At 46.1% G+C, this 24,698-nt stretch carries 22 protein-coding genes and 1 pseudogene; 5 read left to right on the plus strand and 18 right to left on the minus strand.

The genetic code is table 11. The annotated features are described in order from the left end of the window. Window positions 1-103 precede the first annotated feature (103 nt). The 3 genes from Psfp_RS08975 to Psfp_RS08985 are packed head-to-tail and all read right to left on the minus strand — an operon-like array spanning window position 104 to window position 2,473. Window positions 104-478, minus strand: a complete 375-nt coding sequence (locus tag Psfp_RS08975; protein ID WP_134218201.1) for a hypothetical protein — start codon at window positions 476-478, stop codon at window positions 104-106. Between the two features lie 30 nt (window positions 479-508). Continuing rightward, entirely contained in the window at window positions 509-1,285 is a 777-nt protein-coding gene (locus Psfp_RS08980; RefSeq protein WP_192895344.1) for an arginine deiminase family protein, read from the minus strand. Window positions 1,286-1,336: 51 nt separating this feature from the next. Next, window positions 1,337-2,473, minus strand: coding sequence for an acyltransferase (locus Psfp_RS08985; protein ID WP_134218203.1), 1,137 nt, complete (start codon window positions 2,471-2,473; stop codon window positions 1,337-1,339). Between the two features lie 214 nt (window positions 2,474-2,687). Between Psfp_RS08985 and Psfp_RS08990 the strand changes: the two genes are divergently transcribed. Further along, window positions 2,688-3,161 carry an acyl-CoA thioesterase gene (locus Psfp_RS08990; RefSeq protein ID WP_134218204.1) on the plus strand — a complete coding sequence of 158 codons (474 nt, stop codon included), beginning with the start codon at window positions 2,688-2,690 and terminating at the stop codon, window positions 3,159-3,161. A gap of 361 nt (window positions 3,162-3,522) precedes the next feature. On the opposite strand, the gene Psfp_RS08995 is transcribed toward Psfp_RS08990, so the two are convergent. The 5 genes from Psfp_RS08995 to Psfp_RS09015 all read right to left on the minus strand — a co-directional run bounded on the left by Psfp_RS08995 (window position 3,523) and on the right by Psfp_RS09015 (window position 11,592). Continuing rightward, window positions 3,523-4,269, minus strand: a complete 747-nt coding sequence (locus Psfp_RS08995) for a phosphate ABC transporter ATP-binding protein (RefSeq protein ID WP_134218205.1) — start codon at window positions 4,267-4,269, stop codon at window positions 3,523-3,525. Window positions 4,270-4,274: 5 nt separating this feature from the next. Then, window positions 4,275-5,114 (minus strand): phosphate ABC transporter permease PstA, encoded by an 840-nt coding sequence (pstA, locus tag Psfp_RS09000; protein ID WP_134218206.1) that lies wholly within the window; start codon window positions 5,112-5,114, stop codon window positions 4,275-4,277. Beyond that, window positions 5,111-6,010, minus strand: coding sequence for a phosphate ABC transporter permease subunit PstC (pstC, locus tag Psfp_RS09005; RefSeq protein ID WP_134218207.1), 900 nt, complete (start codon window positions 6,008-6,010; stop codon window positions 5,111-5,113). Before pstC ends, pstA begins: the two co-directional genes overlap by 4 nt. 84 nt (window positions 6,011-6,094) lie before the next feature. After that, a complete protein-coding gene (locus Psfp_RS09010; RefSeq protein WP_134218208.1) occupies window positions 6,095-7,003 on the minus strand; it encodes a phosphate ABC transporter substrate-binding protein in 909 nt (302 codons plus the stop codon). A gap of 281 nt (window positions 7,004-7,284) precedes the next feature. Next, window positions 7,285-11,592 (minus strand): 2-hydroxyacyl-CoA dehydratase, encoded by a 4,308-nt coding sequence (locus tag Psfp_RS09015; protein WP_134218209.1) that lies wholly within the window; start codon window positions 11,590-11,592, stop codon window positions 7,285-7,287. 293 nt (window positions 11,593-11,885) lie between these two features. On the opposite strand from Psfp_RS09015, the gene Psfp_RS09020 reads away from it, so the two are divergent. From Psfp_RS09020 to Psfp_RS09030, 3 genes are all read left to right on the plus strand, one after another. Beyond that, window positions 11,886-12,716, plus strand: coding sequence for a hypothetical protein (locus Psfp_RS09020; protein WP_134218210.1), 831 nt, complete (start codon window positions 11,886-11,888; stop codon window positions 12,714-12,716). A 123-nt stretch (window positions 12,717-12,839) separates the two neighbouring features. After that, complete coding sequence (locus tag Psfp_RS09025) at window positions 12,840-13,529, plus strand: response regulator transcription factor (RefSeq protein ID WP_134218211.1); 690 nt, start codon at window positions 12,840-12,842, stop codon at window positions 13,527-13,529. Beyond that, window positions 13,513-15,042 carry a HAMP domain-containing sensor histidine kinase gene (locus Psfp_RS09030; protein WP_134218212.1) on the plus strand — a complete coding sequence of 510 codons (1,530 nt, stop codon included), beginning with the start codon at window positions 13,513-13,515 and terminating at the stop codon, window positions 15,040-15,042. Before Psfp_RS09025 ends, Psfp_RS09030 begins: the two co-directional genes overlap by 17 nt. A 60-nt stretch (window positions 15,043-15,102) precedes the next feature. Here the strand turns inward: Psfp_RS09030 and Psfp_RS09035 are convergent, their stop codons facing one another. Then, window positions 15,103-15,561 carry a GyrI-like domain-containing protein gene (locus Psfp_RS09035; RefSeq protein ID WP_134218213.1) on the minus strand — a complete coding sequence of 153 codons (459 nt, stop codon included), beginning with the start codon at window positions 15,559-15,561 and terminating at the stop codon, window positions 15,103-15,105. A gap of 424 nt (window positions 15,562-15,985) precedes the next feature. Here Psfp_RS09035 and Psfp_RS22215 point away from each other — a divergent pair. After that, window positions 15,986-16,098 (plus strand): annotated as a pseudogene (locus Psfp_RS22215) (protease HtpX); the annotation flags it as partial. Between the two features lie 235 nt (window positions 16,099-16,333). Here Psfp_RS22215 and Psfp_RS09045 read toward each other — a convergent pair. The 9 genes from Psfp_RS09045 to Psfp_RS09085 all read right to left on the minus strand — a co-directional run. Continuing rightward, the gene (locus Psfp_RS09045) at window positions 16,334-17,251 is read right to left on the minus strand and encodes a sulfite exporter TauE/SafE family protein (RefSeq protein WP_134218214.1); all 918 of its coding nucleotides are present in this window, start codon (window positions 17,249-17,251) and stop codon (window positions 16,334-16,336) included. 38 nt (window positions 17,252-17,289) lie between these two features. Beyond that, window positions 17,290-18,297, minus strand: coding sequence for a proline racemase (locus tag Psfp_RS09050; RefSeq protein WP_134218215.1), 1,008 nt, complete (start codon window positions 18,295-18,297; stop codon window positions 17,290-17,292). Continuing rightward, complete coding sequence (locus tag Psfp_RS09055) at window positions 18,294-18,767, minus strand: glycine/sarcosine/betaine reductase component B subunit (RefSeq protein WP_134218216.1); 474 nt, start codon at window positions 18,765-18,767, stop codon at window positions 18,294-18,296. Before Psfp_RS09055 ends, Psfp_RS09050 begins: the two co-directional genes overlap by 4 nt. Window positions 18,768-18,778: 11 nt before the next feature. After that, on the minus strand, window positions 18,779-19,645 hold the full coding sequence (locus Psfp_RS09060) for a hypothetical protein (protein ID WP_134218217.1): 867 nt from the start codon (window positions 19,643-19,645) through the stop codon (window positions 18,779-18,781). A gap of 84 nt (window positions 19,646-19,729) precedes the next feature. Next, entirely contained in the window at window positions 19,730-20,455 is a 726-nt protein-coding gene (gene prdB, locus Psfp_RS09065; RefSeq protein WP_134218218.1) for a D-proline reductase (dithiol) protein PrdB, read from the minus strand. Between the two features lie 22 nt (window positions 20,456-20,477). After that, window positions 20,478-20,681 (minus strand): CBO2463/CBO2479 domain-containing protein, encoded by a 204-nt coding sequence (locus Psfp_RS09070; RefSeq protein ID WP_134218219.1) that lies wholly within the window; start codon window positions 20,679-20,681, stop codon window positions 20,478-20,480. An 11-nt stretch (window positions 20,682-20,692) separates the two neighbouring features. Then, a complete protein-coding gene (gene prdA / locus Psfp_RS09075; protein WP_134218220.1) occupies window positions 20,693-22,486 on the minus strand; it encodes a D-proline reductase (dithiol) proprotein PrdA in 1,794 nt (597 codons plus the stop codon). 52 nt (window positions 22,487-22,538) lie between these two features. Beyond that, on the minus strand, window positions 22,539-23,831 hold the full coding sequence (gene prdC, locus Psfp_RS09080; RefSeq protein WP_134218221.1) for a proline reductase-associated electron transfer protein PrdC: 1,293 nt from the start codon (window positions 23,829-23,831) through the stop codon (window positions 22,539-22,541). A gap of 400 nt (window positions 23,832-24,231) precedes the next feature. Further along, window positions 24,232-24,698 (minus strand): helix-turn-helix domain-containing protein (locus Psfp_RS09085; RefSeq protein ID WP_134218222.1); only part of this gene is annotated, 467 nt, incomplete at its 5' end.

Here is a 24,698-nt window from a genome sequence, read left to right on the forward strand (position 1 = left end):
AATTATTTATCTTCAACTAATGAAAAACAAAGAAAGGGACGGCATCCGGCAAAAGCAAGCCGAACACCGTCCCTTCAATAAACAAAGTCCCCGGATTATATGGTTACAAGCTATATGATCTCTGTCGTGTCATTAAATACCCAAACACAGCTATAAGAACTATCAAAACTGATTCATAGCTGAAAAGCGGAGTATTGTTTAAGCCATACAGGGTGAAAGTAAGGTATTTTTTATATAGTTCCCTGACTTCATCAACTTTCATGGAATCCTTGTATGCGTTAATGAACTCCTCCTGGTTTAACGCCCTCCTGAGGACCTCATCCCAACCAATAACAAGAGCTGCGTCTTTAGCCGGAACTTGATCAGATTCCTCAGCCATGATATCAATATAGTCTTTCAAATCGGGAGTTACAAAGGCGCTAAACTTTTTATAGAAACTGTAATCAATAATTGGGAAGCAACAAAAAGAACCTCCCATTCAGAGGTTCTCTCTCCCAAGCCCTATTGGTTAAAATATGATTGACAGGCACGTAAGCCCCCCGTTTCCTTTCCTGAACTCTGAAATGTCCACCTCGACCGTGGCAAACCCTTCTTTTTCAATACACTCCCTGGTACGGGGGTAACCGCCGGGGACCACAACCTTGCCGTTGACTGCCAGACAATTGGCGCTATAGGCTTCTTCCCCGGAGACAATAACTTTTCTGTATCCGGAAAAGATATTATGGTCAAAATGGCCGGGGGCCATTATAACACAGCCATCCCCAAGGTAAGTGCAGACTGTTTTAAGATGCAGGGTCCCCTTGATTTCAACCGGTATGACCTCGTAGCCATTGTCCGCAACCAGGGCTTTAACCTGTGCAACCGCATGCTGGTTGGTGCGTTCGGACAGTCCGATGTATAGTTTGTTGTTAATTCTCAGTACATCTCCCCCGTCGATAAAACCGGGAGATGTAATTTCTCTTGTAGTTTTATAACTTGCAAGCAGCTTCTTGACTGCAGCCGTTTCCAAAACCCTTGATGGGGCTTGCATACGGGTGATAATCGCAGTTTCGCCCGCTACGATGGCTGTATCTTCAACAAAGCAACAGTCAGGCAATCTATCGTCGGCATCCACTTGCAGCAATGTCAACCCCAATTGCTGCAAGGTTTGACAGTACCGCCGGTGCTGTTCCCTGGTTAGTTGAATATCGATCCTGCCATTATTGCCCTTTGGCTTGATACACTGGTCATAATTACCGGATACGCCGCGGACGACGGCAAAATGAACTTCTTTAGCATTAATCAATGTTTGCATCTTCCTTTTTATTTGAGTTTAAGATTCAAAAGTCACTTTTCTTTATTTGCCCGGTATGGGACCTATCAAGAACTTACCCCCGGGGATCTTGCTTATCAGCATAACAACCGCAATTGTGCCCAGCGCGCACAGAATGAAGGAGTAAACGCCGGCCAAAAGGTGGTGAGAGGTTAGTGAGAACCTGTCTACCATTCCGACGGCATATATCAACAGGAACGCATGAACAAGATAAATCCCGTAGGAGTATTTCCCGGCCAGGGAAAAAAACTTGAATATAATCGAACCGCTATTTGCAATGACCATTGAAACTCCGTAGAGAAATATGATTTCAGACACTGTGTAAAAGAACATCGACGGCTTTAATGATGTAGAATAGTTTAAGTTAACCAGCCCGCCGGATACTCCCTGCATCAACTCGAAACCTATCCATATGAAAAGCGAAGCCAGTACATAGGTGTTCCAGATACAGGACCTTGCTACGAATTCGCGCCAGCGTGGCAATATCAAACCGGCTATCCCGCCAAGAATAAAATAAAAGAAAAAGTAGATAAAATTCCGGTCGCGCAGTTCGATAAAAATGACTTGCACCGCTTTTGAGCCTGCATGTAAATCAGCTGACGGAATATAGCTGCTGGAAAACCACATTATGAACGTATAGATGGCTGCGAGAAGGCCCACCGCTGCAGCAAAGCGGAGCTTACTGTCAAGTATAGCCGGGGCTTTTCTAAACAACGATCTAAAGACAGGATAAACGAGGTAAAACTGAAATATCATCACCACAAACCAGAGGTGGTAAAAGGCGTTCCCATATAAAAGATCTTTGGCTAAACCCCTCAACCATAAATAATTAGTTGCTGGAAGACCATTAGAATAGATTTCGTATGCGATCGACCAGATTAAGTATGGAAGCAGGATATCCTTAACTCTTTTCCATAAGAATTTTGGATAATCCAGGTTATCATAATAGTTATAGACGAGAGCTGCGCCTGTCACGAATACAAAAGCCGGCACGGCAAACTTGGTGATATTAAAGAGCATGCCGATCATGGCGGCATCGGCAAATTGCATTTCCGGCCTGCGAATATAAACACCAAGGGCATGCTGGAGTATTACCGACAGGATGGCCATACCCCTCAAAACATCAAGCTCGTCAATTCTCTCTTTTCGCCTGGCTGTCATCAGATGCTTTGCACTGTTGCCATTCGACAGCTTCCCCTAAATAACGTTATGAAACGATTATAACAAAAATACTAATAGTAATACAAATAAAGTATCGAACCACCCACCTGGCTGCCTTTCACTTCTTGACATGCTATATTTTTAAACTATACTAAAATAGTACCTTATATATCAAATATTGTTTAATGGAGTGTATTAAGGGGGCTGGATATAAATGCAGAAAGAAATGATTGAGGCCTGCGGAAGTATCTCCAATGAGCAGGTAATGGAGGTCCGCTGGGGAGACTGCGACGCTGCGGGGATCGTATATTATGCTAAATACTTTGACCTGTTTACGGACGGCCGGGTGGCACTGCTGCAACAAGTAGGCCTTCCCTATCAACAAACCTTTCATGAACAGGGTATTGTGGTGGTCGCTGTTGAAGCGTCCTGCCGTTACCGGAAAAATCTAAAACCTGAAGAGAAATACATTCTAAATACAAAGCTTGCCCGTTTAGGCCGTACCCGCATGGTCTTTGAATATATTATTACCAAGTTTGATGACCATTCAATAGCTTGTGAGGGAAAGACTGTGCACACCTATGTTGATGATACGGGCAAGCCTTTCGACCTCAAAAAAAGGCGCCCGGATTTATGGGCAAAACTTGAGGAATGTACTAAGCAGTTTTACTGCTTGGGGAATATTTAGTTAAATGATTGGGCCAAGAAACCTTTTGATTCTAATCAGTAAGGTTATAAGGAAAACTATGGTTGAAAAAAAAGTACCAAAAAACCTAACCTGTTCGGCAGTGAATGCCACAGCCATATAGACCCCTCCGTAACCAGATTATATCATTAGCATATGATTCCAACCGGAGAAGGTTCCTTTGAAGCGGATTCTCAAGTGCTTACGAGGGAGTAAAATAATTCCTCATATTAAAATACCAATAAATTTACGCTAATCCATTTGATTCCTGTTCAATAGGAAGATTTGGTAAAGCTGGAGAGAACCGGAGCCACTGACCGGCCTGTCACAGAGGATGGACGGAAATAAAGCAATAAACTTAAACCTACCAGGTTAAACCGGAGATGAAATCAACGGTTTCCTGCCTTAACGGCTTAGAAAAAAACTGTCCAGATGGTCCGTATTCCACTATCTTACCAGCCATCATCAGTACTGTCTCGTCAGCGATCCTTTTAGCCTGAAATAGGTTATGGGTTACCAGAACAATAGTCAGCGTACAGGATAGTTGTGTGAGGAGCCGCTCTATCAGCATACTGGAAGCCGGATCCAGGCTGGAACAAGGCTCATCAAGCAATAACACCTCCGGATCGACGGCCAGTGCCCTGGCAATGGAGAGCCTCTGCTTTTGCCCGCCGGAAAGTTCACCGGCCGGCCGATTCAGCTTGTCCACGACTTCCTCCCAGAGGCCGGCGTGTCTCAAGCTTCGTTCACATATCTCACTCAATTTCTGCTTATTTTTTTCACCAAAGTACCGCGGCCCAAAAAGAACGTTTTCCTTAACGCTCATGGGCAGGGCTACAGGAGTTTGGAATACCATGCCAACCCTGCGGCGGATAGAGGCTATATTGTTTTTTTGATATATGTTTTCCCCTTCGAGCAAAACTGCACCGCTATAATTAAAACCACTATCCAACTCAGCCGTCCTGTTAATACTTTTTAAGAGCGTCGTCTTGCCACAACCCGACGGCCCGATAACGGCAAAAATTCCACACCCCCTAAATTCCAGCGTAATATCCTTTAAGACATGGCTTTTTCCAAAAAAGACATTCCAGTTCTCAACCTTAACTACCATATCTGCTAGACTCCTTTTCTATGACGCCCCTTAAGCCATAAAGCCGTAATGTTTAATAACAGGAGCAACAGGACCAGCAAAAGAGCTGTGCCATAGGCTTTTTCCATTGAAATATGCTGACTGAATAAGACATATAAATGATAAGGCAAAGCCATAACCGGCTCCATTAAGCCTCCGCTCATCCCGGCAGAAATAACGGCCGCAGTGACCATGATCGGGGCTGTGGCCCCGGCAGCGTAACCCATTGCTAATAAAATACCGCTAAGCATGGCCGGCGCCGCCTGAGGGATAATGACCCTGATCAGCATGTACCAGCGGGAAACACCCAGCGCAGCGCCAGCCAGACGATACTGTTCATTTACGGCCAGCAACGCATCTCTTGAAGTAAGCACAATGACCGGGAAAACCATGATCCCTAAAGACAGGCCGCCGGCCAGCAAGGAAATCCCCATACCAAAGTAGACCACAAAAATAGCGTAGCCAAAGAGCCCGGTAACGATAGAAGGAATCCCGGCCATACACTGAATTGTCATATTTACAAGGACTTTAAGTTTTGCATACCTTCCGTATTCGGACAAATACACCGCTGTGATCACGCCAGGCGCCGCTGAAGCAGCTACAGCAATCAAGACCAGCAGGCAGGTGCCTTTAACGGCTGGCAAAACTCCCCCGCTGGTCCCCAGTGGTAAACCCTTGGGGGTAGTAGTTAAAAACTCCAGAGTTAGTGATGAGCCGCCCCGACAAATCAGATAACCGATAATGCCAATTAAGATCAGCAGTATGAGCAGGCCGGAGCCCCAGAACAGCAGCAGCAACAACCTGTCCAGCCAGGATCGTAGGATCAACTTTTCCTCACCCCGCTCCCTATGTCTTTTCTGATTATCGTTAAAGTCAGGTTAATCATAAAGAGGATCGTGAGCAAAACCAGTCCGGCTGCGAACAAAGCCTGGTAATGCGGGCTGCCGGCTTCCGAGGCGCCCAGTTCCAGAGCGATCAGGGCTGAGAGAGGCTCCCCCTTGCTAAACCAGGATGCCGGCAGTCTCAGTGTGTTGCCGGCAAGCATTAAAACCGCCATTGTTTCCCCGGCCGCCCGGCCAAAACCAAGGATCAGGGCTCCAAGCAAGCCTTTTTTTGCGAGAGGCAGCAGTATCTTCAGCACCACATATTGCTTGGATACGCCGAGTGCTAGAGCTGCCTGTCTATATTCTTCCGGTACGGCGCGAAGGGCGGATTCGGATGTGGTGACAATATACGGCATAACCATCACAGTCAGAACCAATGAAGCGCAAAACAGCGACTCGCCGCTTGCCATATTGAAAGAGACCTCAAACCATTTTACCAAAACAGTGGCGCCGACAAAACCATACACCACCGAGGGAATACCGGTCAGAATGTTCAACACCGGCCTAAACGCCCCGGCTAGCCAGGCGGGGGCAAATTCGGCCAAAAAAATGGCTCCGCCCAATCCCAGGGGTGCAGCAAGAAACATCGCTCCAAGGGCTACCCAGAGCGTGCTTAGAATCATCGTCCCCAGGCCCAACTGCGGGGGACGGGCAAGGGGATTCCAATCAATCCCGCTAAACACTTTGAAGGGTCCATATGAAGACCATACCGGACAGCTTTCCCTGGCAATAAAAACAATAATCGCCAGCAGCAGGATGGTGACGCAGACCGACACCAGTAAGCTGGTAAAGCCTGCCAAAGCATCCTCTATTGGTTTCCCCTTGATTATACTTCGCATAACACCAACCCACAAAAAATCTGTGGGTAGTGAAGCGTCAACTACCCACAGATGGTTTGATTTTTTGTTGCGGAATGAAATGGTTTACTTGGCGGCAGGAATGAACCCCATCTCTTCCACCACCTGGAGCCCTTTTTCGGACATCAGGTAGTCTATAAAGAACTTCAGCTGCTTGTCCGGCTCGTCCTTTGTAAATATCAACAGCGGGCGTGCTATCTTGTAATTTCCGCTGCTTATGTTTTCCGTAGTGGGGGCAACGCCTTCAACACTGAGTACGCCTATTTTACCCTCATTCTGTGTTACCATCCCGGTGGAGACATAGCCGATAGCGTCAGCGTTTTCCATTACCTTCACGGCAAGGGCGCCCATTGAAGGAATTTGAATGGCCTCCTTGGCGATAGGCGTTCCCTTCATCACTAGCTCGTCAAACACCTGGCTGGCGCCACCGCCCAAATCCCTGACTGCGACAATAATGGGGCGATCCGGCAACCTTTCGTCCAGCTGTTTCCAGGCGCTTATTTCACCGGCGAAGATTTTTTTGACTTCTTCCGTTGTGATATCAGGTTTAACCTGGAGCACCGGGTTTTTGGGATTTACAGCTATTGTCAGGGCATCAGTACCCAGCTTATAAATTTTTCCGTTGGGCATTTTTTCTTTTTCTGTATCTTTTATATCCCGTGCAGCCAAACCGATATCCACGGTGCCTTCAGTGGTTGCCTTAACGCCAAATCCCGAACCCCCGGTTGACACAAAAATGATAATAGGCTCCTCTGAAAAGCTGGGATCAACATTATTCCAGGTTTTATACTTTTCCGTAAAATCGTCGGCACATTTGGCGACAGTGGGCGCCAGGGTGCTGGAACCTCCTATTTTAATAGATTGATCTTTCGCTGCAGCGTCATCGGCAGTTTTTGCTTGCTGCCCGCATCCTGTCAATAACACAAACGATAACAATAATGATAAAATGACTGTTATGTACTTACCCCTATTCATTACATTACCTCCATAAAATTCCTTCCTACTAGAAAATTTTTTCTTAAACTTAACATAAGCATCTCAATAAGTAAAATTAAAAATATTTATTAGCTTATACGTTTAAATATATAAATTTTAATATAATATAATCACTCGATTTCTTCTCTAGGGTGGCTATTATCCTTTTTAGTATCAAAAACCGGTCTTATGTACCGATAATACCCCGCACTATATATCTTAGATCCGCACAGCCAATTTGAAACTCTCAGTTCTTTCTCAGAGAAGCAAATTGTAGTTCTTTAATCTTGCATAAGCAAGTTATCACCAGGCAATTGGTATACAGGCGTCCTGGACAGGCTAAGGGCAGGGTAAGACTCGCCTGCGGCCTTCATATTTTTAAATGCGACTGAGAGCATCAGTTTAAGGCGATTCAATTGATTCACTTCGCTGGCGCCGGGATCATAGTCCAGGGCGGTTATATTTGCTTGCGGGAAATTCCTCTTTAGTTCCTTAATCATCCCTTTGCCGGTAACATGGTTGGGAAGACAGCCAAAAGGCTGCACACACACGATGTTGGAAACCCCGCTTTTAATCAGATCAATCATCTCCGCGGTTAAAAACCACCCCTCGCCGCAATGGTGTCCCAGCGACATGATTTTGCTCGCCAGGGAGGCCTTATGGTAGATGGAACTGGGAGTATTAAACCTGCGACTTTTCGCCAGCAGCGCATTCATCACCTTGCGACTGTTTTCCAGGTAATGAATAAAGAACTTCCCGAGGAACAAATGGCTGGGTTTCCCGGATAGATACTGATATTTATAAATTAAATCATAAGCGCAATAGAGGAAGAAATCGAGCAAGTCCGGCAAAAGCACTTCTGCCCCTTCATTTTCTAAGAGCTTCACAATATTGTTATTGGCGGTAGGATGATATTTGACCAGTATCTCCCCCACCACGCCCACGCGCGGTTTTCCCGCCGGTGTTATTTCGAGCCGGTCAAACTCTTCCACAATTCCACGCAAGTTGTCTTTATAATCCTTTTTGTTGCCGGTGATAATTTGCGATTTACAGCGTTTAACCCATTTTTCATAGAGCAAGTCAGCCGCGCCTGAAACTCTTTCATATGGCCTGACCCGGTGCAATACCCGCATCAGTAAATCACCATAAACAACCGCTTTAATCGCTTTTTTGATGAGGCCGACAGTAATTTTAAAGCCGGGATTTTTTTCTGTGCCATAAAGGTTGGCCGATAACACCGGTATGTTTTCAAACCCGGCCTCATTTAAGGCTTTTCTTAAGAGACCAATGTAGTTGGTTGCCCGGCACCCGCCACCGGTCTGACTGATAACTACCGAGGTATGGTTAAGGTCATATTTCCCTGACTGCAGGGCCTCCAGCAGTTGTCCAATTACGATGATGGCGGGATAGCACGCGTCGTTGTTAACATATTTGACCCCTTCATCCACCGCGTGCTTTTCTACTGTGGGCAGTAATTCAATATTATAGCCATCTGTTTTAAACACTTCTTGCAGAAATTCAAAATGCATAGGAGACATCTGAGGGCACAGTATTGTATGGTTGTTCTTCATTTCTTTAGTAAACACAATTCTCTTCGGAGAGCAAGGAGGCTCCTCTTTTGCCACCCCATTTTTTCCATTATCACCCATTACTGCCATAAGGGAGCGGAGTCTGATTTTTGCAGCTCCGAGATTGGTACCCTCATCTATTTTAAGTATGGTATAAATCTTGCCCTTGGAGCTAAGGATCTCCTGCACCTGGTCGCTGGTGATGGCGTCCAGGCCACAGCCAAAGGAATTAAGCTGCACCAGTTCCAGATGGGCTTGGGTGGTTACGAAGCTGGCCGCCGCGTACAGCCGCGAATGATACATCCACTGGTCAACTACCCTGATCGGCCTTTCGACTTTCCCCAGGTGGGCAACCGAGTCCTCCGTAAGCACGGCCATTCCAAGGGAATTAATAATCTCCGGCAGCCCGTGGTTAATTTCCGGGTCCAGGTGATAAGGCCGGCCGGCCAGCACAATTCCTTTTTTCCCCGTTTCCGCAAGATAAGCCAGTACTTCCTCTCCTTTTTGTCTAATATCTTCTTTGAAGCGCCGGTCTTCCCGCCAGGCGCTGTCGACGGCGCCAACAATTTCCTTTTTGGGAATTCCCCAAGCGCCAAACTCCTGATATAGCCGCACGGCAAGCTGCTTCTTATTGTCGTAGGGGAGAAACGGGTTAATTAATTGGACATCCTGCTCCCGGAGCATATCCAAGTTGTTTTTGATTACATCAGGATAGGAAATGACCATGGGACAATTAAAATGGTGGTTAGCCTCTTTTTGTTCCAGACGCTCATGAATGATTGAGGGATAAAAAATATACTTGACTCCTTGTTTGATCAGGGAAGCAATATGCCCGTGCACCAGTTTGGCGGGGAAACAGGCCGTATCGGAAGGGATGGTCTCACTGCCCAGTTCATAGACAGCCCTTGATGAACGAGGGGAAAGCGCCACTTTAAACCCCAAACCGGTGAAAAAGGTAAACCAGAAAGGATAATTTTCATACATGTTAAGGACCATAGGGATGCCAATGGTACCCCTCCCGGCCTCTTTTTCCGGCAAAGGTTCATAGCTGAGGAGGCGTTTATATTTATACTCATACAGATTAGGGAGAGAACCATGGTTATTGTCTTTCCCTGTGGTTTTTTCACAGCGGTTGCCGGATACAAATCTGCTGCCGTCCTGAAACTTATTGATGGTGAGCAAACAATTGTTGCCGCACCCGCCACAGCGGTTTAATTTGGTCGCAATGGAAAACTGGTTTAACTGGTCTTTTGACAGGAGGGAACTATGTCGCCCTTTTTGCCTGCGGTTACGGGCTATGAGAGCTGCTCCGAAAGCCCCCATCAGGGGAGCGATATCCGGCCTAACCACATCTTTTCCAGTGATGATCTCCAAGCTTCTCAGCACGGCATCGTTTTGGAAGGTCCCGCCCTGAACCACAATTCTTTCACCCAGTTCCCCCGGGTTTCTCATCTTGATAACCTTAAACAAGGCATTTTTGATCACCGAGTAAGAAAGCCCGGCTGAGATATCTCCTATCGTGGCGCCTTCCTTCTGTGCCTGTTTCACCATAGAGTTCATGAAGACGGTACACCGGGAACCTAAATCTACCGGAGCAGCCGCGGTCAAGGCCAGCCCGGCAAAATCCTGTACCGGAATATTCAATGAATGAGCAAAACTCTCAATAAAGGAACCACACCCGGAAGAGCAGGCCTCATTCAGCATTATATTCTCAATGCTTCCATCCTTAATCTTGAGGCACTTCATGTCCTGGCCGCCGATATCCAATATTAAATCTACTGCGGGATCAAAAAACTGCGCGGCTGTATAGTGCGCCACTGTTTCCACTTCCCCCACATCAACATGCAGGGCGGCTTTTAAGAGCCCTTCACCATACCCTGTTACCGCCACATTGGCGATTTTTGCTGCGGCAGGCATACGGCTGTATAGCTCTTTCAATATATTTACGGCCGAATTCAAGGAACTGCCGGTATTATTATGATACGAAGAATACAGGAGGCATCCGTTTTCATCTATCAGAGCTGCCTTGGTAGTGGTTGAACCGGCGTCAATGCCCAAATAGCATTCTCCGGCAAAAGACTCCAAAGCTCTTTTATTTGTTTGATGAGCGTTATGTCTCTTCCGGAAATTATTAAGATCACCTGCATCCTTAAATAGCGGCTGCAGCCGGGAAACCTCGTGAAAGCCGGTTATATCCAAATCTTTTAACCGGTTAATTAAGCCGTGTAAATCAATTGCATTTTCGGAGCCGGATGCTAAAGCGGCGCCTATAGCGACAAAGAACTGACCCTGTTCAGGAAATATTGCCTGATTATCATTAAGTTTCAGGGTAGCTTTAAACCTTTGCCTTAGTTCAGACAGGAACGATAGTGGTCCACCCAGAAAGGCGACATTGCCCTGAATCGATTTTCCGCAGGCCAAGCCGCTGATAGTCTGGTTGACAACCGCTTGAAACACAGAAGCCGCGATATCTTCCTTCCGCGCGCCCTCATTTAAAAGTACCTGGATATCGGTTTTAGCAAAAACCCCACAGCGAGCTGCCACGGGATATATGGTGGAATACTGTTTGGCCAGTTCGTTTAAGCCGTGGGCGTCTGTCCCCAGCAGGGCAGCCATTTGATCTATAAAGGCCCCGGTTCCGCCGGCGCAGATCCCGTTCATCCTTTGGTCCAGTCCGCCCTGGAAAAAAGTTATCTTGGCGTCTTCTCCCCCCAGTTCGATAGCTACGTCGGTTTGGGGAATTAATTTATCCACGGTGTTGTTACAGGCAATTACTTCCTGGATATGTTTGATTCCCAACCACGAGGAGAGCGCGAGTCCTGCTGAACCGGTTACCATAACCGTAAGCGGCCTGCTGCCTACCTGTTCAAACGCATTGATAATGAGTTCAGCAGTGAACCTTTTTGTTTCCGCATAGTGCCGCCGGTAGTTTTTGTAAATTATGGTCCCTTTGTCATCCAGAATGACTAACTTGACTGTAGTTGATCCCACGTCCAAGCCCATTCGCAGCATATCGTTCACCCCGTTCCCTCCCAGTCCAAGCCATGTTTATAACATTGTTTGAAACGGTAGTAACTTTAGGATAAATTTGAAACTAATTATTGTCAACGGTTTAGTGGATTTATCCCATCAAGAGATACGACAAATGCACACTGAAATGTTTCTGGAAAATGTCAGTGGAACTTAACGGGACACCGGGAATCATATTTATTTTTCGTGAAGACTTCACGATCTGTTCACACCATGTTCACAATAGCCGCCTATAATTCTAACCATAGACCAACAAAAAATTATCGAGGGGAGTCTTAGAAAAGATGAAAGAAAAAACGTTAAAATTCTTCAGGACCATTCTATTAGGCGGATTAGTTTTATCCACTGCCGGATCGGCATTTGCTGCAAACTCCAGTTTTTCAACCGACAACAAACAATTTGCTGATCGCCCAGCTATTCAAAGTAAAGTTGGCGCCCCGCCGGAAGAACAGTTTAGCCAATTGGTAACTGACGGAACTTTTACCCAAGAGCAACTTGACGCAGTACTGGAAGTCTTTTCCCAAAAAAACCAACCTGATCAAAAGCAACTAGGATTGAAACAAGCTGATACTTTGACCCAGATGGTAACCAATGGTACTATCACCCAGGAACAGGCTGATACAATAACGACAGCGCTTTCCCAAAGAGGAGAACCCGTTCAGGGAGAACAAGGCAACAAACTTGAAAATGTTTTCACTCAACTGGTCGCTGACGGCGCTATTACCCAGGAACAAGCTGATGCAATAACGGCAGCGCTTCCCCAGAGACCGGAACCCGTTCAGGGAGCACAAGGGAATGAACGCCCGGATGCTATCAGCCAGCTGGTATCCGACGGCATTATCACCCAGGAACAGGCTGATGCTATACAGGAAGCAAAAGACAACCCTGAAGAAGTGCTCGGCCAACTGGTCACTGACGGCACTATTACGCAGGAACAAGCTGATGCAATAAAGGCAGCGCTTCCCCAGCGGCCGGAACCCGGTCAGGCAGCACAGGGTAATACAATCCAGGAAGCTCTCAGCGAACTGGTAACTGACGGTACTATTTCCCAGGAACAGGCCGATGCAATGATGAACTTGTTCCCGCAACACCCGGCCGCCGGCACTCAGAATTAAAAATGAGGAGACGCCCAAGGGCGTCTCTTTTTTGCTTGACCGGACCGGCTATAAAGGGAAACGCGCTGTTTCTGCAGAAATTTATCTTCATAGTTACTTCGTTACTTCGGAGAGGATATACATATGTCTGCATCAACAAATATTTTAATTGCTGACGATGAACCCAGAATGATAAAACTCGTAACTGATTTTCTAAAGAAGGATGGCTTCAACGTTCTCGCAGCCGGGAATGGCAGACAGGCCTTAGAAATTTTTAATAATCACCACATTGACCTGGTTATTCTGGACGTAATGATGCCGGAATATGACGGTTGGGCTGTGTGCAGGGAAATTCGCAAGATTTCTCATGTGCCTATCATTATGCTTACCGCCCGTTCTGAAGAATCAGATGAATTGTTTGGGTTTGAGCTGGGAGCCGATGAATATGTAACCAAGCCCTTCAGCCCTAAAATTCTGGTGGCAAGGGTTCAATCATTACTGAGAAGGGTTACGGAACGTAAAAACCTGAACATCCCAGCGGATGGATTAGAAATAGATATAAACGGCCGGGCTGTTACTGTTGAAGGGACGCCGTTGGATTTAAGCATGAAGGAATTCGAGTTGTTGCTTTACCTGGTAAATAACGAAGGTACTGCATTAAACCGGGATCAAATATTGAGCGCGGTCTGGGATTATAACTATTTTGGTGATGCCAGGACCGTTGATACCCATATAAAAAGGCTCAGAAGCAAACTTGGCAATAAAGGCTCCCTTATTAAAACTATTCGCGGGATAGGATACAAATTTGAGGTGAAACATGAAGTTAACCATTAGAATAAAACTATTTTTGGTAATGAGCGGGTTAATTATTCTGTTCGTGGCCTTATCCCAGTTTCTTAACAGGGAGTTCCTTGAAAACTATTACGTTTCAGAAAAAAAGAAACATTTAATGGATATATATAGCTCTATCAATGATATATATCAAGGGGACCCGGAAACGATCTCCCTGGACCTGGAGATAATGGAACGCAGCACTGGGATTCGTATTGTTATCTTAAATCCAAAGCTGGAAGCAATATATCACTTACAGAGGATCCCTGAAGACCCCCCCGCAGAAGAACCTCCTCCCGCGCCTCAGCCAAGATCTGATGATCTGCAACCCTCAGCAAAACCTGAAATGAAACAGAGCTTTGAAAAAAACCTTATTCATATGAATCAGGACAGACTTTCAGAAGGTAATGCCGTCATTAATCTTTCTAAAGACCCAAGAATTCAGACTAATTTAATTAATTTAGTAACTACACTGAACAATGGGGACTATCTAATTCTCAACACCCCTTTTACTCCCATTAATGAAAGTGTACGCATAGCAAATCGTTTCTTCTTATTCACCGGATTATTGATATTTATAATTGGTAGTATAATTATCTATTTTTTTGCAAAAAGATTGACCCTGCCCATATTGAAGTTAAATGATATTGCCCAAAGAATCGCTAAACTTGATTTCAACCAAAAATACCCGGTTGAAACTTCTGATGAAGTTGGACAACTAGGAGAAAGCATTAATTCGTTATCCACCCAGTTGCATACTGCAATATTTGAACTAACCGAAGCAAACCATAAACTGCTGGAAGATATTGAGCAGAAACGAAGAATTGACGAAATGAGAAAGGAATTCATCTCCAGCGTATCCCACGAACTAAAAACACCGATCTCTTTAATCCAGGGCTATGCTGAAGGGTTAAAGGAAAATGTAAATGAAGATGAGGAGAATAAGAACTTTTACTGCGAAGTAATTGTTGACGAGACCACAAAGCTGGATAAGCTGGCATCGGATTTGTTGGATTTGTCCCAGATAGAAGCGGGTATTCAATTAGATAAAAGCAATTTTGATATATCCAAGCTTGTCGCAAAAGTCATGGAAAAATATAGGCCTTTGTTTTCAGAGAAGGGAGTTAATTGCACACTGTCAGAAGAACCCGGGTTAATTGTTTTTGCCGACAGGTTCCGTACGGAACAAATTATTGTTAATTACTTCAACAACGCCATTAATCATGTCGATCAACAAAAATTAATTACCACTTCCATTAAATCTCTTCAAGGAAAAGCTATTGTATCGGTCTATAATTCCGGCCCTTCTATTCCACCGGATTCATTAAATAAAATCTGGGAGAGTTTTTATAAGGTAGACAAAGCCAGAACAAGAGCTTATGGCGGAACCGGCCTGGGATTATCCATTGTCAGAGCTATCCAGGAACAAGATCACAACCGGTACGGCGTATTAAACAGAAACGGTGGTGTAGAATTTTGGTTTGAATTGGATATCGCGGCGAATCCAGTAATATAGGGTATTGGGAAGATTTTCCCAATACCCTTATACTTGGCGCAATATTTTATGGGTTTTACATTATTTTAAAGCCATGACTATCTTTGTCAACAGCTCGCTTTCCGGGACCTCGTTCGGTGAATTATAGTAAAATTCGTAATACACGCCCTTTTGTTCATAGCCGTTTTCTTCAATCCATTTAAACATCTCATTGTAGGGCTCTTCCATTTGGCCGTATGCCCCTTTATACATACAAGAAACATACTTACCCCGGGGAACCTCACCGGATTTAATTTCACCCTTGGCGGGCAAAGGCTTCACAACAGGAAAGCCCATTTCCACGTCTAGATCCCGCATATCAAGGTTGTAATAGGCTGTATACGGCGCATCTGCCGGTTGTTCGCCAAGTTCGGCCATATACCCCATAATCTCCCCATAAGCCTGGCCAATTACTTGCGGCAACTTTTCTACTGCGGTTCTTGTTCTAATGGACAAAGCAGGCCGTGCCTTTTGTTCGCTTAACTCAATTTGAAATTTCATCACCATTACCTCTCTTCCATTTACTGATATTCTAACAAGAACACCTGTTTGGTGTCAATAGAGTTATTCCATTTTCCACGCATGATCACATTCCGTACATCGCAGCATCCCTCTATTAAAAAGGCTTACGAAAGCAAACAAAAGAAATAGCGCCGTACCTATCCATAGAAATTTCAGGTATAGATAACCCACCAAGAAAAAAAGTCCTGCAATGATCAGCAGTGTACATATAACATTAAATTTACTCATTTGCCGGACATTTTTTGAACCACAACCCGGACAGGTATACTTATTTTCCGCCATGTAACTATACCACCCCATTTTTGTCTTGATTATATAAAAAAAGTCTCTCAAGCGCTATGCACAAACTATCATATAAAAAGACAAAAAGCGAATAATGGAAGAAGAAAGTTGTGAAGGAGTACTGGCTCATATAAGAAACCGAATGTGCTGTTCGGAACCATTGCCCCCGCTTTTGCCGGAGCGATAACCATGCTTGCGAACATTATCCAGTGGGGGGCTATTTTCGGCATGGGGTCCGGCGAATCAAATTGCCAGCCTTTTCAGTACCCACCCCCCTATCAGCAAGAGGGTTAAGTGGTTGGGCAAAATGAAGATATAAACGCGAGTCCGGGACAACCTCTTATTCTGGTTGTCCCGGATCATAACATCCAGCAACAAAATTTTCCTTGTTATTTACTGATTACTTCAGAAATCGGCCATGCTATTCTATCGCCTCGAATTTTTTATTACCTGTCTTGACCAATGGGGTTTACCTGGGATTTAAAGTTCCAGCACCAGCTATTTCTACTGTTTTCTCTTCAGATTCCTTATTTTTAAATGCAGAACGCAGCATGCTGACAGCGGTGTAAAGAATTACACACACTACAAGCCATTTTAAAATTTCAAGCGGCATTTCTTTAACGAGATACGCTGCAATCAAAACACCCACCGTACCGGCAATAGTGATGGTTATAGAGGCCTTGATGTCATAAGCAGCTTCCTTGATAAACTTGACACCGGCTGCCGGCATCAAAAACGCGCAGGACGCCATCATAATTGGGAAGGCAACTTTCGGGCTCATGCCTAAAGCGTAAACAAGCGCCATGCAAGGAGCATACAGGCCGATACCGATGGTCATCAGCGCGCCTAAAATAAAGTTGGCGACTACGCCGATAGCCAGCTTTGTACCTTCAAGAGCAATCGCTTCGCCGCCAACCGGCATCCACTTCAAAAGACCAGCTACAAATACAAAAGCAACAATCAGCAAGGCAATGCCCATACCCATCTGAATTTTTTTCTCAGGTAAATGTGATACTACACCGGCGCCAACGACAGCACCGATAACGGAGGCAGCCACCATAGCAATCAAAGTTACGATACCTACTTTAATAACGGTGATAAAGATTAATGCTTCCACAATTACGGGAATCGTCATGCTGACATTCAAGGTGCCGGGGATGAGACGATCAGGGACCAACTTAAAAAATCTAATTAATGCTGTAGAGGTCGCAAAGCTGCCGATGCCGAGGGTATCAAAAAAATTGCAGATAAAACCGGTTCCGGATAACTTTGCCACGCTTGCTTCTGAAAATTTGTCTTTGTTTTTGGCGGCATTTGAGAAAAAAACATATGAAAACCATACGGCTACAAGCCCGAGAGCGCCCTGAACAGCGTTAATTATACTCATCTTTATTCCTCCTTGTATAATGGCAGCTAATGTTTTAATTAACCGACCATAAACCCATATTTCACCGGATCATTGGGGTCAATTACATATTCATTAAATCCGGTAATGTACGCGCTGCCTGTAATCTCCGGTATAACCGCTGAAAATTCGCCTACCCTGGTTGCTTCGACCAGTCTGCCTCTGAAAATGGTGCCGATTATGCTCTCATAGACAAACTCCTGGTTAAGAGACAATTTCCCTTTGGCATAAAGCGTAGCCATTTTAGCGCTGGTGCCGGTGCCGCAAGGTGAGCGGTCCAACTGGCCGTCACCGAAGACAACGGTGTTTTTGAAGTTCGCCTCAGGATGGGTTGGCTCATCAAAAATTTCGACCAGATCAATGGTCCTGATATGCTCCAATTCCGGATGCTGTACTTTAATCTGTTCGTTTGCTGCCTTTTTAATCGCCATCCCCACTTTTATAAGTTGGTTAGTATTGGGGGTTGCAACTCTCAGGGACAAGTCCCTGGCATTCACAATGGCGAAGAAGCTGCCGCCAAACGCTATATCCAGCGTAACCTTACCAATTCCAGGGACATCTAATTTGATATCGGATTTATACAGAAATGCCGGAACATTACGGATTGTTACTGACTGCACCGTTTTTTCCTTTACCTTCGCCCGCGCCTCAATCAAACCGGCCGGAGCCTCAAATTTCACGTGGGTTACAGGTTCAACCGCCGTAACCATACCGGTCTCTATTGCTACGGTAACAGCTCCAATTGAACCATGCCCGCACATGTTTAGATAGCCGCCCCCATCCATAAACACGATGCCAAAATCCGCATCCTCTTTAACTGGGCTGGTCATAATCGACCCGAACATATCCCTGTGTCCACGCGGTTCATGCATCAGCGCGGTACGGACATAGTCAAAATTCTTTTCCAGATAAGCCTTTTTCGCAGCCATGTTCTTACCTGGAATATTAGGAAAGCCACCAACAACAACCCGGGTAGGTTCACCCATGGTATGTGAATCAACGGCCAAAATTGAACGTGTAAATCTCATGATGACCTCCTCCGTTTTAGAGAAATTCGTTTTTTAAGTATCTTTAATGCTTTTATCACATCGACAGCATTGACGGCGTTCTGTTCAACAACTTCAGTTTCCATCCCCTGACCCGATTTATCCAAATCGATTACATCTTCCATATATTCATTTTCCACTACCATACCGTTCGCGGTAAAAGTAAGACCAACTGCCGGAATACTTCTTTCCCCAAACTCTTCCATATGTGCGGCAAAATCGATATGCTGATTGCCAAATCCCTCGGCATAAATCAATACTCCATCCACACCGAGCGCCTCCGCCAGCATGCCAAGCCGGCCGGCAACGTAAAATTTTTGGCTGTTATCCTGGGGGCTGCCTACTATCGCCACACCCACGAGATCAAACTCAGGATCGTCTCGTATCATTTCCACCAGCGGATCACGGAAATGATGCAGCGTTGTTTCCTTGGTGGCTGGACCTACACCCATGCTTTCAACTCCTAGGTCATGGAATGAATCGCGCCGTCTTTCACCTCATTTGGCGACAAAACAACCGGCAAATTGCCCAAGTCGATAATCGATTTGGCCCCTCGTACTCCGCCCGGTTCAGCCGGCAGCAGCAATTTTTCATGCATGGCGCCCTGGCCGCCCACTTCTTTTACGATCAAAATGCGTGATTTACCAGGCCTTCTAACGTCCCGAAAAGTGTCAACCCGCACAGCTTGCCGTGCCGATAGTTTAGACAACAATCTGCGAATATCTTCGAGAATAAAATCACAAACTTGGTGTGCAGCAAGCGGACCCCTGCGCTCCATACCAGTACCCGCTTCAAGAACAACATCAATACGAAGAATGATATCCCGGGCACCTGGTGTGCCCGGCATACCAAACTCTACCTTTTCAGCCAGTATCCCGTGGGACGACCCGAATTCAGCTATCTGTCTGCCCTGTTCGTCGGTACCGGTTAAAACGACTACGAAACCGCTTAAATAGTTGGTTATTCCTTCACCGAGCGTACCCTTTACCTTGGCCGCAACCGGCAGCATGTCCATCATAGAGTTTGTCGGAACATTTCGCTGGTGTGGCTCAATCAGATCTATGACAACTTTTTTGACCAGCGGGCTAACCGACAAAGCTTTTTCGGCCAGCGTCCTATCAATGGTCAATGTAGTACCATTAATTTCCGTCCGTTCTCCAAGGACAATTCTGTTAATGCAAAACTCCCGGATTTCCAACGATTGAAGCTCCTGCTCCTCCGTAATTGACGGCGCCGCTTGCTTGCTAGCCCGAACTTGTGCGGCTTTCAGAAATTTTTCCGGGGCCTCTATCACTACCCCTTTGGCCTGGGACACGGCCAGTTTAAACAAAAAGTTCACCTCCCTTTCCATTCATATTTGAAATTATCACTGCTTCAAAGTCTACGGCTGCGGGCGGCACTTTCGCGTTACAGATTACACTTTTGCCTTGTATTCATAAGGCAGCGGCACGATTTTCCCAAATGAATCAATTTCTTCCAATGTTCTCAAGGCATCTTTCAATATGCCCGTTTGCATAGCAATGTTGTGGGGTTCGCCGACATTTGCCCCCATCGGCACCAGCGGAGCGGCAACCCGGGGCGAGCCTTGCTGTTTGGCAACCGGAGGCAGTGCAGCAATGATGATGGTTGGAATTCCTGCAGCCTCAATCGCTCTCTGCACAATCACGGCAGAGCGGTGGCAGGTGCCTCACCCGGCGGTTAAAACGGCCATGTCGACGCTGTCCTCTTTCAGAATCCTGGTGATGTTCGGACCGGTTTCCTCTTCGAATTTTTTAACATTGCCGCCACCGCCCATAAAACCGATAAGCCTTGGCGCGATTCCGCCAATAAACCCTTCCCGGGCAAGCTCACGCATACGGTCAATGGGAAACATAGAGTTAATGTCTTTATTCACATCGCTGTTATCATAGCCGCCATGGGTAACCATCAACTGCTCGGCAGTGGTATCGCCGGGTATTTCCCGGAAGCTAAAGTCACCGGCCAGGTTAAAGGGTGTTTGGGTCTTTAAATGCACGCCGCCGGCAGTCAAAATTGCGACCACACTTTCCTTAACCGGTTTAGTAACCGGGGTAAATACCGCAGGTGGTGTAATCGGAACATAAATCTCTGATTGCAGGCCCTCTACAACCGTGAGTTTCATAAAATTACCTCCTTCAATCGGGTTATTTATCACTGGCGGACACAACTTGAATATAGCTGAAATACAATTCAACTTCGTCGTCAACAGCCAGAGGCTTATCGGTAAAAACCATTCTAAGGGGAACGCTCAAAATTCCAAGCCGGCCGGAAAAGGCAATCTTGACGCCGACATCTGTTACCTCAACAATTTTCCCCCTTATCAACCGGGGTGTCATATCAATATTCATGGCTGAACAACCTACCCGATCTGGTCATCAAGCACTTTTTGGTTGTGTTGAATGACCGATTGATCCCACTTGCGGCCGGGCGCTTTGAGTTCCACGCCGGCCATCTTGTTTTTCAGCATAGTCAAAGCCCGTTTGGCATCCCATTCGCACAGTGTGTTATCGCCTAAAATCTCAGATTCAAAGCCATTGGCATCCTTGTTCAGTTCGATCATCGCGTCCATGTACTTGTTGCCCACTACCAATGCGCCCTGGTATGCGGAGTAAGTCACCCCGACAACAGGCACGCCGCGTTTACCAATTTGCTCGATGTGGCTGGCAAAATCGATGTGGTTGTTACCGAAACCTTCGGTAGTGACAATAGCGCCTTCCACGCCCAGAGCTTCCGCCATTGCCCCGACGCGGCCAGAAACATAGTTTTTCTCATTATTGATTTGCGGGCTTCCGACGAACACCACACCCACCAGGTCAATCTCCTCATCGCTTGCCATCAGGTTTACCAGCGGCTCCCGGAAATAATGGCGGGTGTTTTCTTTGGAAGCAGGCCCGATGCAGGTCAACGCATGAATACCGCCGTCACGCACTTCGTTCGCTGAAAGAACAACCGGCACATTGCCCAGGTCAACGTTAGGACGGCCGCCGAATACACCGGCAGGCTCATTGGGCAGGATGACGTTGTCGTGCATTGCCCCCTGACCCATGATTTCTTTCACCAGGACTACGCGAGGCCGTCCAATACGGCTGATATCCTGATACTCCACTTCTGAAACTGCCGCCTCAGCAGGCACTTTTTTCAGAACCTCGCGGATTTCCTGGATAATAACGTCGCACACTGTATGGGAAGCGTAGGGTCCGCAGCGCTCCATACCCTTACCTGCTTCGATGGTAGTCATGATGCGAAGCAGAATATCGTTTTCATCCGGGCAGCCGGGACGTCCGTAACGGATTTTTTCATCAAGATATCCTTCGCAAGAGCCGAACTCATGTACCTGCAGGCCGCTTTCGTCCATACCGGTCAGCATTACGACCATACCCGTAAGGACGTTGGTTACCCCTTCGCCCAGCCGGCCTTCAACTTTTGCAGCCACAGGAATAACGTCCATAATGGTGTTGGTGTAAACATGTTTGTTGTCCGGCGTAACGATGTCCATTTCAATTTTCTTGACCAGCGGGTCGGCTTTCAGAGCTTCTTCACACAGCGCTTTGCGAATGGTCAGCACACCGTTTTCAAAACTTGTTTGCTCGCCCAGCGCTACCTTTGTCACTACGTATTCGCGCCTTTTCAGGGTGCGGCGGATTTTATCCTCAGACGCTATCGCCGGCGCATCCGGAACCGCTGCCGGCGGAACCACCGGGACAGGCGCTTGCGCCACGGACGGAGCGCCACCATACACGACAACCGTCGGAAATTCCAGATTGATGCCTTTTGACTCTTCGATGCGAATACGTACCACACCGCCTGTAACGGCCGGTTGTTCGCCGCCTGCCGGTACAGTATCCGGCGGAGCCATCTCCTCTGTCGCGGTTTCCGGTGCGACAACCTCACTTTCCACTGTCTGCATCCCTTCCAACATATCAGGGGTCAGCGGGGTCAGCGCGTCCACCGTTTTAATTAGTTTTGCACCTAATGCCTGACCGATTTTAACCACATTGCCAGGTACCGTCAGAAGACCCGAGTCCTCTAAATCAGGCAATAAATCAGGATCTTCCAGATCGGCCGGCGCAATCACCATTCCCACCTTGGCCAGACAGCATACCACCGCCGGATCGTCTTTATGGCGAGCTGCTGTTTCCGGAGTTATAGACATGTTTGCTTACCCTCCTTATGACATTTATCAACCTTAAATTTGAGATTTAACATTATTCAATCTTCAGCCGGCGCACCAGACGATGTCCCACGGCCCGCATGATATGGTCGGTATGGTGATAAACCGGCAACTTCAATTTGGGAGCGACACCCATAACAGTATTGGAACAGTCGCTGCAGTTGCTTATAAGCAGCACTTCAGCGCCATTTTTTTTCAGTTTTAATACCTTCTCAGCCTGACCGGGGCAGTTACCGGGATTTTCGCATTTAATGCTGTTTTTTACATCCACGACTTGTTTGCATCTTTCAACACTCACAACCTCGGCGCCCATTTTTTGCGCCAGTTCCCGTAAGCGGATCTCACCGGCGCCGCATGCGCAAACCAAGAGCCCCATTTTGCGTTTTTCGTTAGGCAGCGGCAAAGTCACCAGAACGCCACCCGTCGTCTTTTCAACCACACTGTCAATATCAACGCTTTTACCTGTAAAGGGACCGCCCATAATAATCTCGCCGTAGTCACCTTCAATACCCCCGGCTTCTTCAATCAGATCCTTAATTGGCCTACCGATAGGAATATTCATAAAAATTTTGGCCTCACACCCGCTTTTTAATCTGCCGATTACTGTCAGATTCTTGGTCATTACCGGTTTTCTCAAATCAACCGCCTCACAAACAGCCGCGAGGGTTTCCACATTACAGACTACGGCGTTGGCCGCCAATGGCAGTTGATCAGGCTTTAACAGCTGTCCCAGCGCCTCACGAATAATCGCGCGTTCCTCTCCCATCGGATAGAGGTCAGGCAAAGTTGCAACCTCAATCCGTGCGTCGTCTATTACTGACTTCATACTGGCAATGGCTTTTGTATTTTTACTTTTTATGGCAATAATTCCCCTGGCGGCATTAGTGGCCCGCATGGCGTAAATTAGCCCTCTATAGACTACCGCCGGGTTTTCTTGTATTTGTTTAATGTTGTGTGCCAACAACGGCTCGCACTCAGCACCGTTGGCGATAACCACACCTCCTTTAATGTCAATATCCATTTTGACGTGGGTTGGGAAACCGGCGCCGCCCATTCCGACAATACCTGCCGCTTTAATCATCTCCACAATGCTGTCACTTGCGGGTATTGGCTGGAAGGTATACGGTTGAATCTCATCGGCTTCAATTACAATTTCTTTTTCATTCACATCAATAACCGTACCGCGTACACTGGCGTGAATATTAGCTCCCAATCGTGTCGGTTCAGCGATAAGCGCCCCTCTTTCCACTCTGTCACCTATTTTGACCAACGGGCTGTCTGGCGCACCCAAGTGTTGCTGAAGCAAAATTTTATAAAGCTTTTTCATTCCTTCACCCCCCTTGCGATTTTCTTAGCATAATTAGTGCAAACATTGTGCCAAGAATATAAACTCTTTCTAACAATTAATATTACGTTCTATTATCTAGCATTTAACCGTCTTAAAACCAAACAAATACAGCAATAACAACACTAATGCTGTCTCCGAATTAGATTTGAGGATTTACGGCCTTTTTATTACAAAAAACCTCCATGTGTCAAAACTACTGACACATGGAGGTTTTATAATATTTGAGGGAAAGCATATTTAATAGTTTTTATTGGTACTAATGACATGTCCAACAAACTGACATAGGTCAAGATGTTGGACACAATGATTTGCAAATAACTATACATGATGGTTCTATGTTATATGGTCGTACAAATTATTTTATCAAGCAGCTATATCATCAATATGAATTGGCATCATAGACAATGTTTAGTTTCTGCAATTTATAATAAAGAGTGCTGCGCGGTATTCTGAGCATTTTGGCGGCTTTGGCCTTATTGTTTCCGGTAAGCGTCAGGACATTGATAATTGTCCGTCGTTCAGCTTCAATGATGGCTTCTTCCAGCCGTATCAAGGTTTCAAAATTAGCCGTGATTTTATTATCACCTTGCTTTTGATTAGAATTCTTAATCACTAATGGCAAATACTGCGCCGTAATCATATTGTCATCTGCCAAAACCACCAACCGTTCCACTACGTTTTTAAGTTCCCGGACATTTCCCGGCCAATGATAATGCAGCAGCATAGCCATGACTTCAGGAGCAATTTTGTCAATCAATTTGTGATTGACCACAGAATGTTTTTTTAAGTAATAATCAATCAAAATAGGTATATCTTCAGGCCGCTCTCTGAGGGCAGGCAGTTTTA

Source organism: Pelotomaculum sp. FP (assembly GCF_004369245.1).
Classification (GTDB): domain Bacteria; phylum Bacillota; class Desulfotomaculia; order Desulfotomaculales; family Pelotomaculaceae; genus Pelotomaculum_C; species Pelotomaculum_C schinkii.

Bases quoted from the DNA above. Each gene is read 5' to 3' on its own strand.
- Psfp_RS08975 (WP_134218201.1), bottom strand. From the start codon at position 478: ATGGGAGGTTCTTTTTGTTGCTTCCCAATTATTGATTACAGTTTCTAT.
- Psfp_RS08985 (WP_134218203.1), bottom strand. From the start codon at position 2,473: ATGACAGCCAGGCGAAAAGAGAGAATTGACGAGCTTGATGTTTTGAGG.
- Psfp_RS08990 (WP_134218204.1), top strand. From the start codon at position 2,688: ATGCAGAAAGAAATGATTGAGGCCTGCGGAAGTATCTCCAATGAGCAG.
- Psfp_RS08995 (WP_134218205.1), bottom strand. From the start codon at position 4,269: ATGGTAGTTAAGGTTGAGAACTGGAATGTCTTTTTTGGAAAAAGCCAT.
- pstC (WP_134218207.1), bottom strand. From the start codon at position 6,010: ATGCGAAGTATAATCAAGGGGAAACCAATAGAGGATGCTTTGGCAGGC.
- Psfp_RS09010 (WP_134218208.1), bottom strand. From the start codon at position 7,003: ATGAATAGGGGTAAGTACATAACAGTCATTTTATCATTATTGTTATCG.
- Psfp_RS09020 (WP_134218210.1), top strand. From the start codon at position 11,886: ATGAAAGAAAAAACGTTAAAATTCTTCAGGACCATTCTATTAGGCGGA.
- Psfp_RS09025 (WP_134218211.1), top strand. From the start codon at position 12,840: ATGTCTGCATCAACAAATATTTTAATTGCTGACGATGAACCCAGAATG.
- Psfp_RS09030 (WP_134218212.1), top strand. From the start codon at position 13,513: ATGAAGTTAACCATTAGAATAAAACTATTTTTGGTAATGAGCGGGTTA.
- Psfp_RS09035 (WP_134218213.1), bottom strand. From the start codon at position 15,561: ATGAAATTTCAAATTGAGTTAAGCGAACAAAAGGCACGGCCTGCTTTG.
- Psfp_RS09045 (WP_134218214.1), bottom strand. From the start codon at position 17,251: ATGAGTATAATTAACGCTGTTCAGGGCGCTCTCGGGCTTGTAGCCGTA.
- Psfp_RS09050 (WP_134218215.1), bottom strand. From the start codon at position 18,297: ATGAGATTTACACGTTCAATTTTGGCCGTTGATTCACATACCATGGGT.
- Psfp_RS09055 (WP_134218216.1), bottom strand. From the start codon at position 18,767: ATGGGTGTAGGTCCAGCCACCAAGGAAACAACGCTGCATCATTTCCGT.
- Psfp_RS09070 (WP_134218219.1), bottom strand. From the start codon at position 20,681: ATGAATATTGATATGACACCCCGGTTGATAAGGGGGAAAATTGTTGAG.
- prdA (WP_134218220.1), bottom strand. From the start codon at position 22,486: ATGTCTATAACTCCGGAAACAGCAGCTCGCCATAAAGACGATCCGGCG.
- prdC (WP_134218221.1), bottom strand. From the start codon at position 23,831: ATGAAAAAGCTTTATAAAATTTTGCTTCAGCAACACTTGGGTGCGCCA.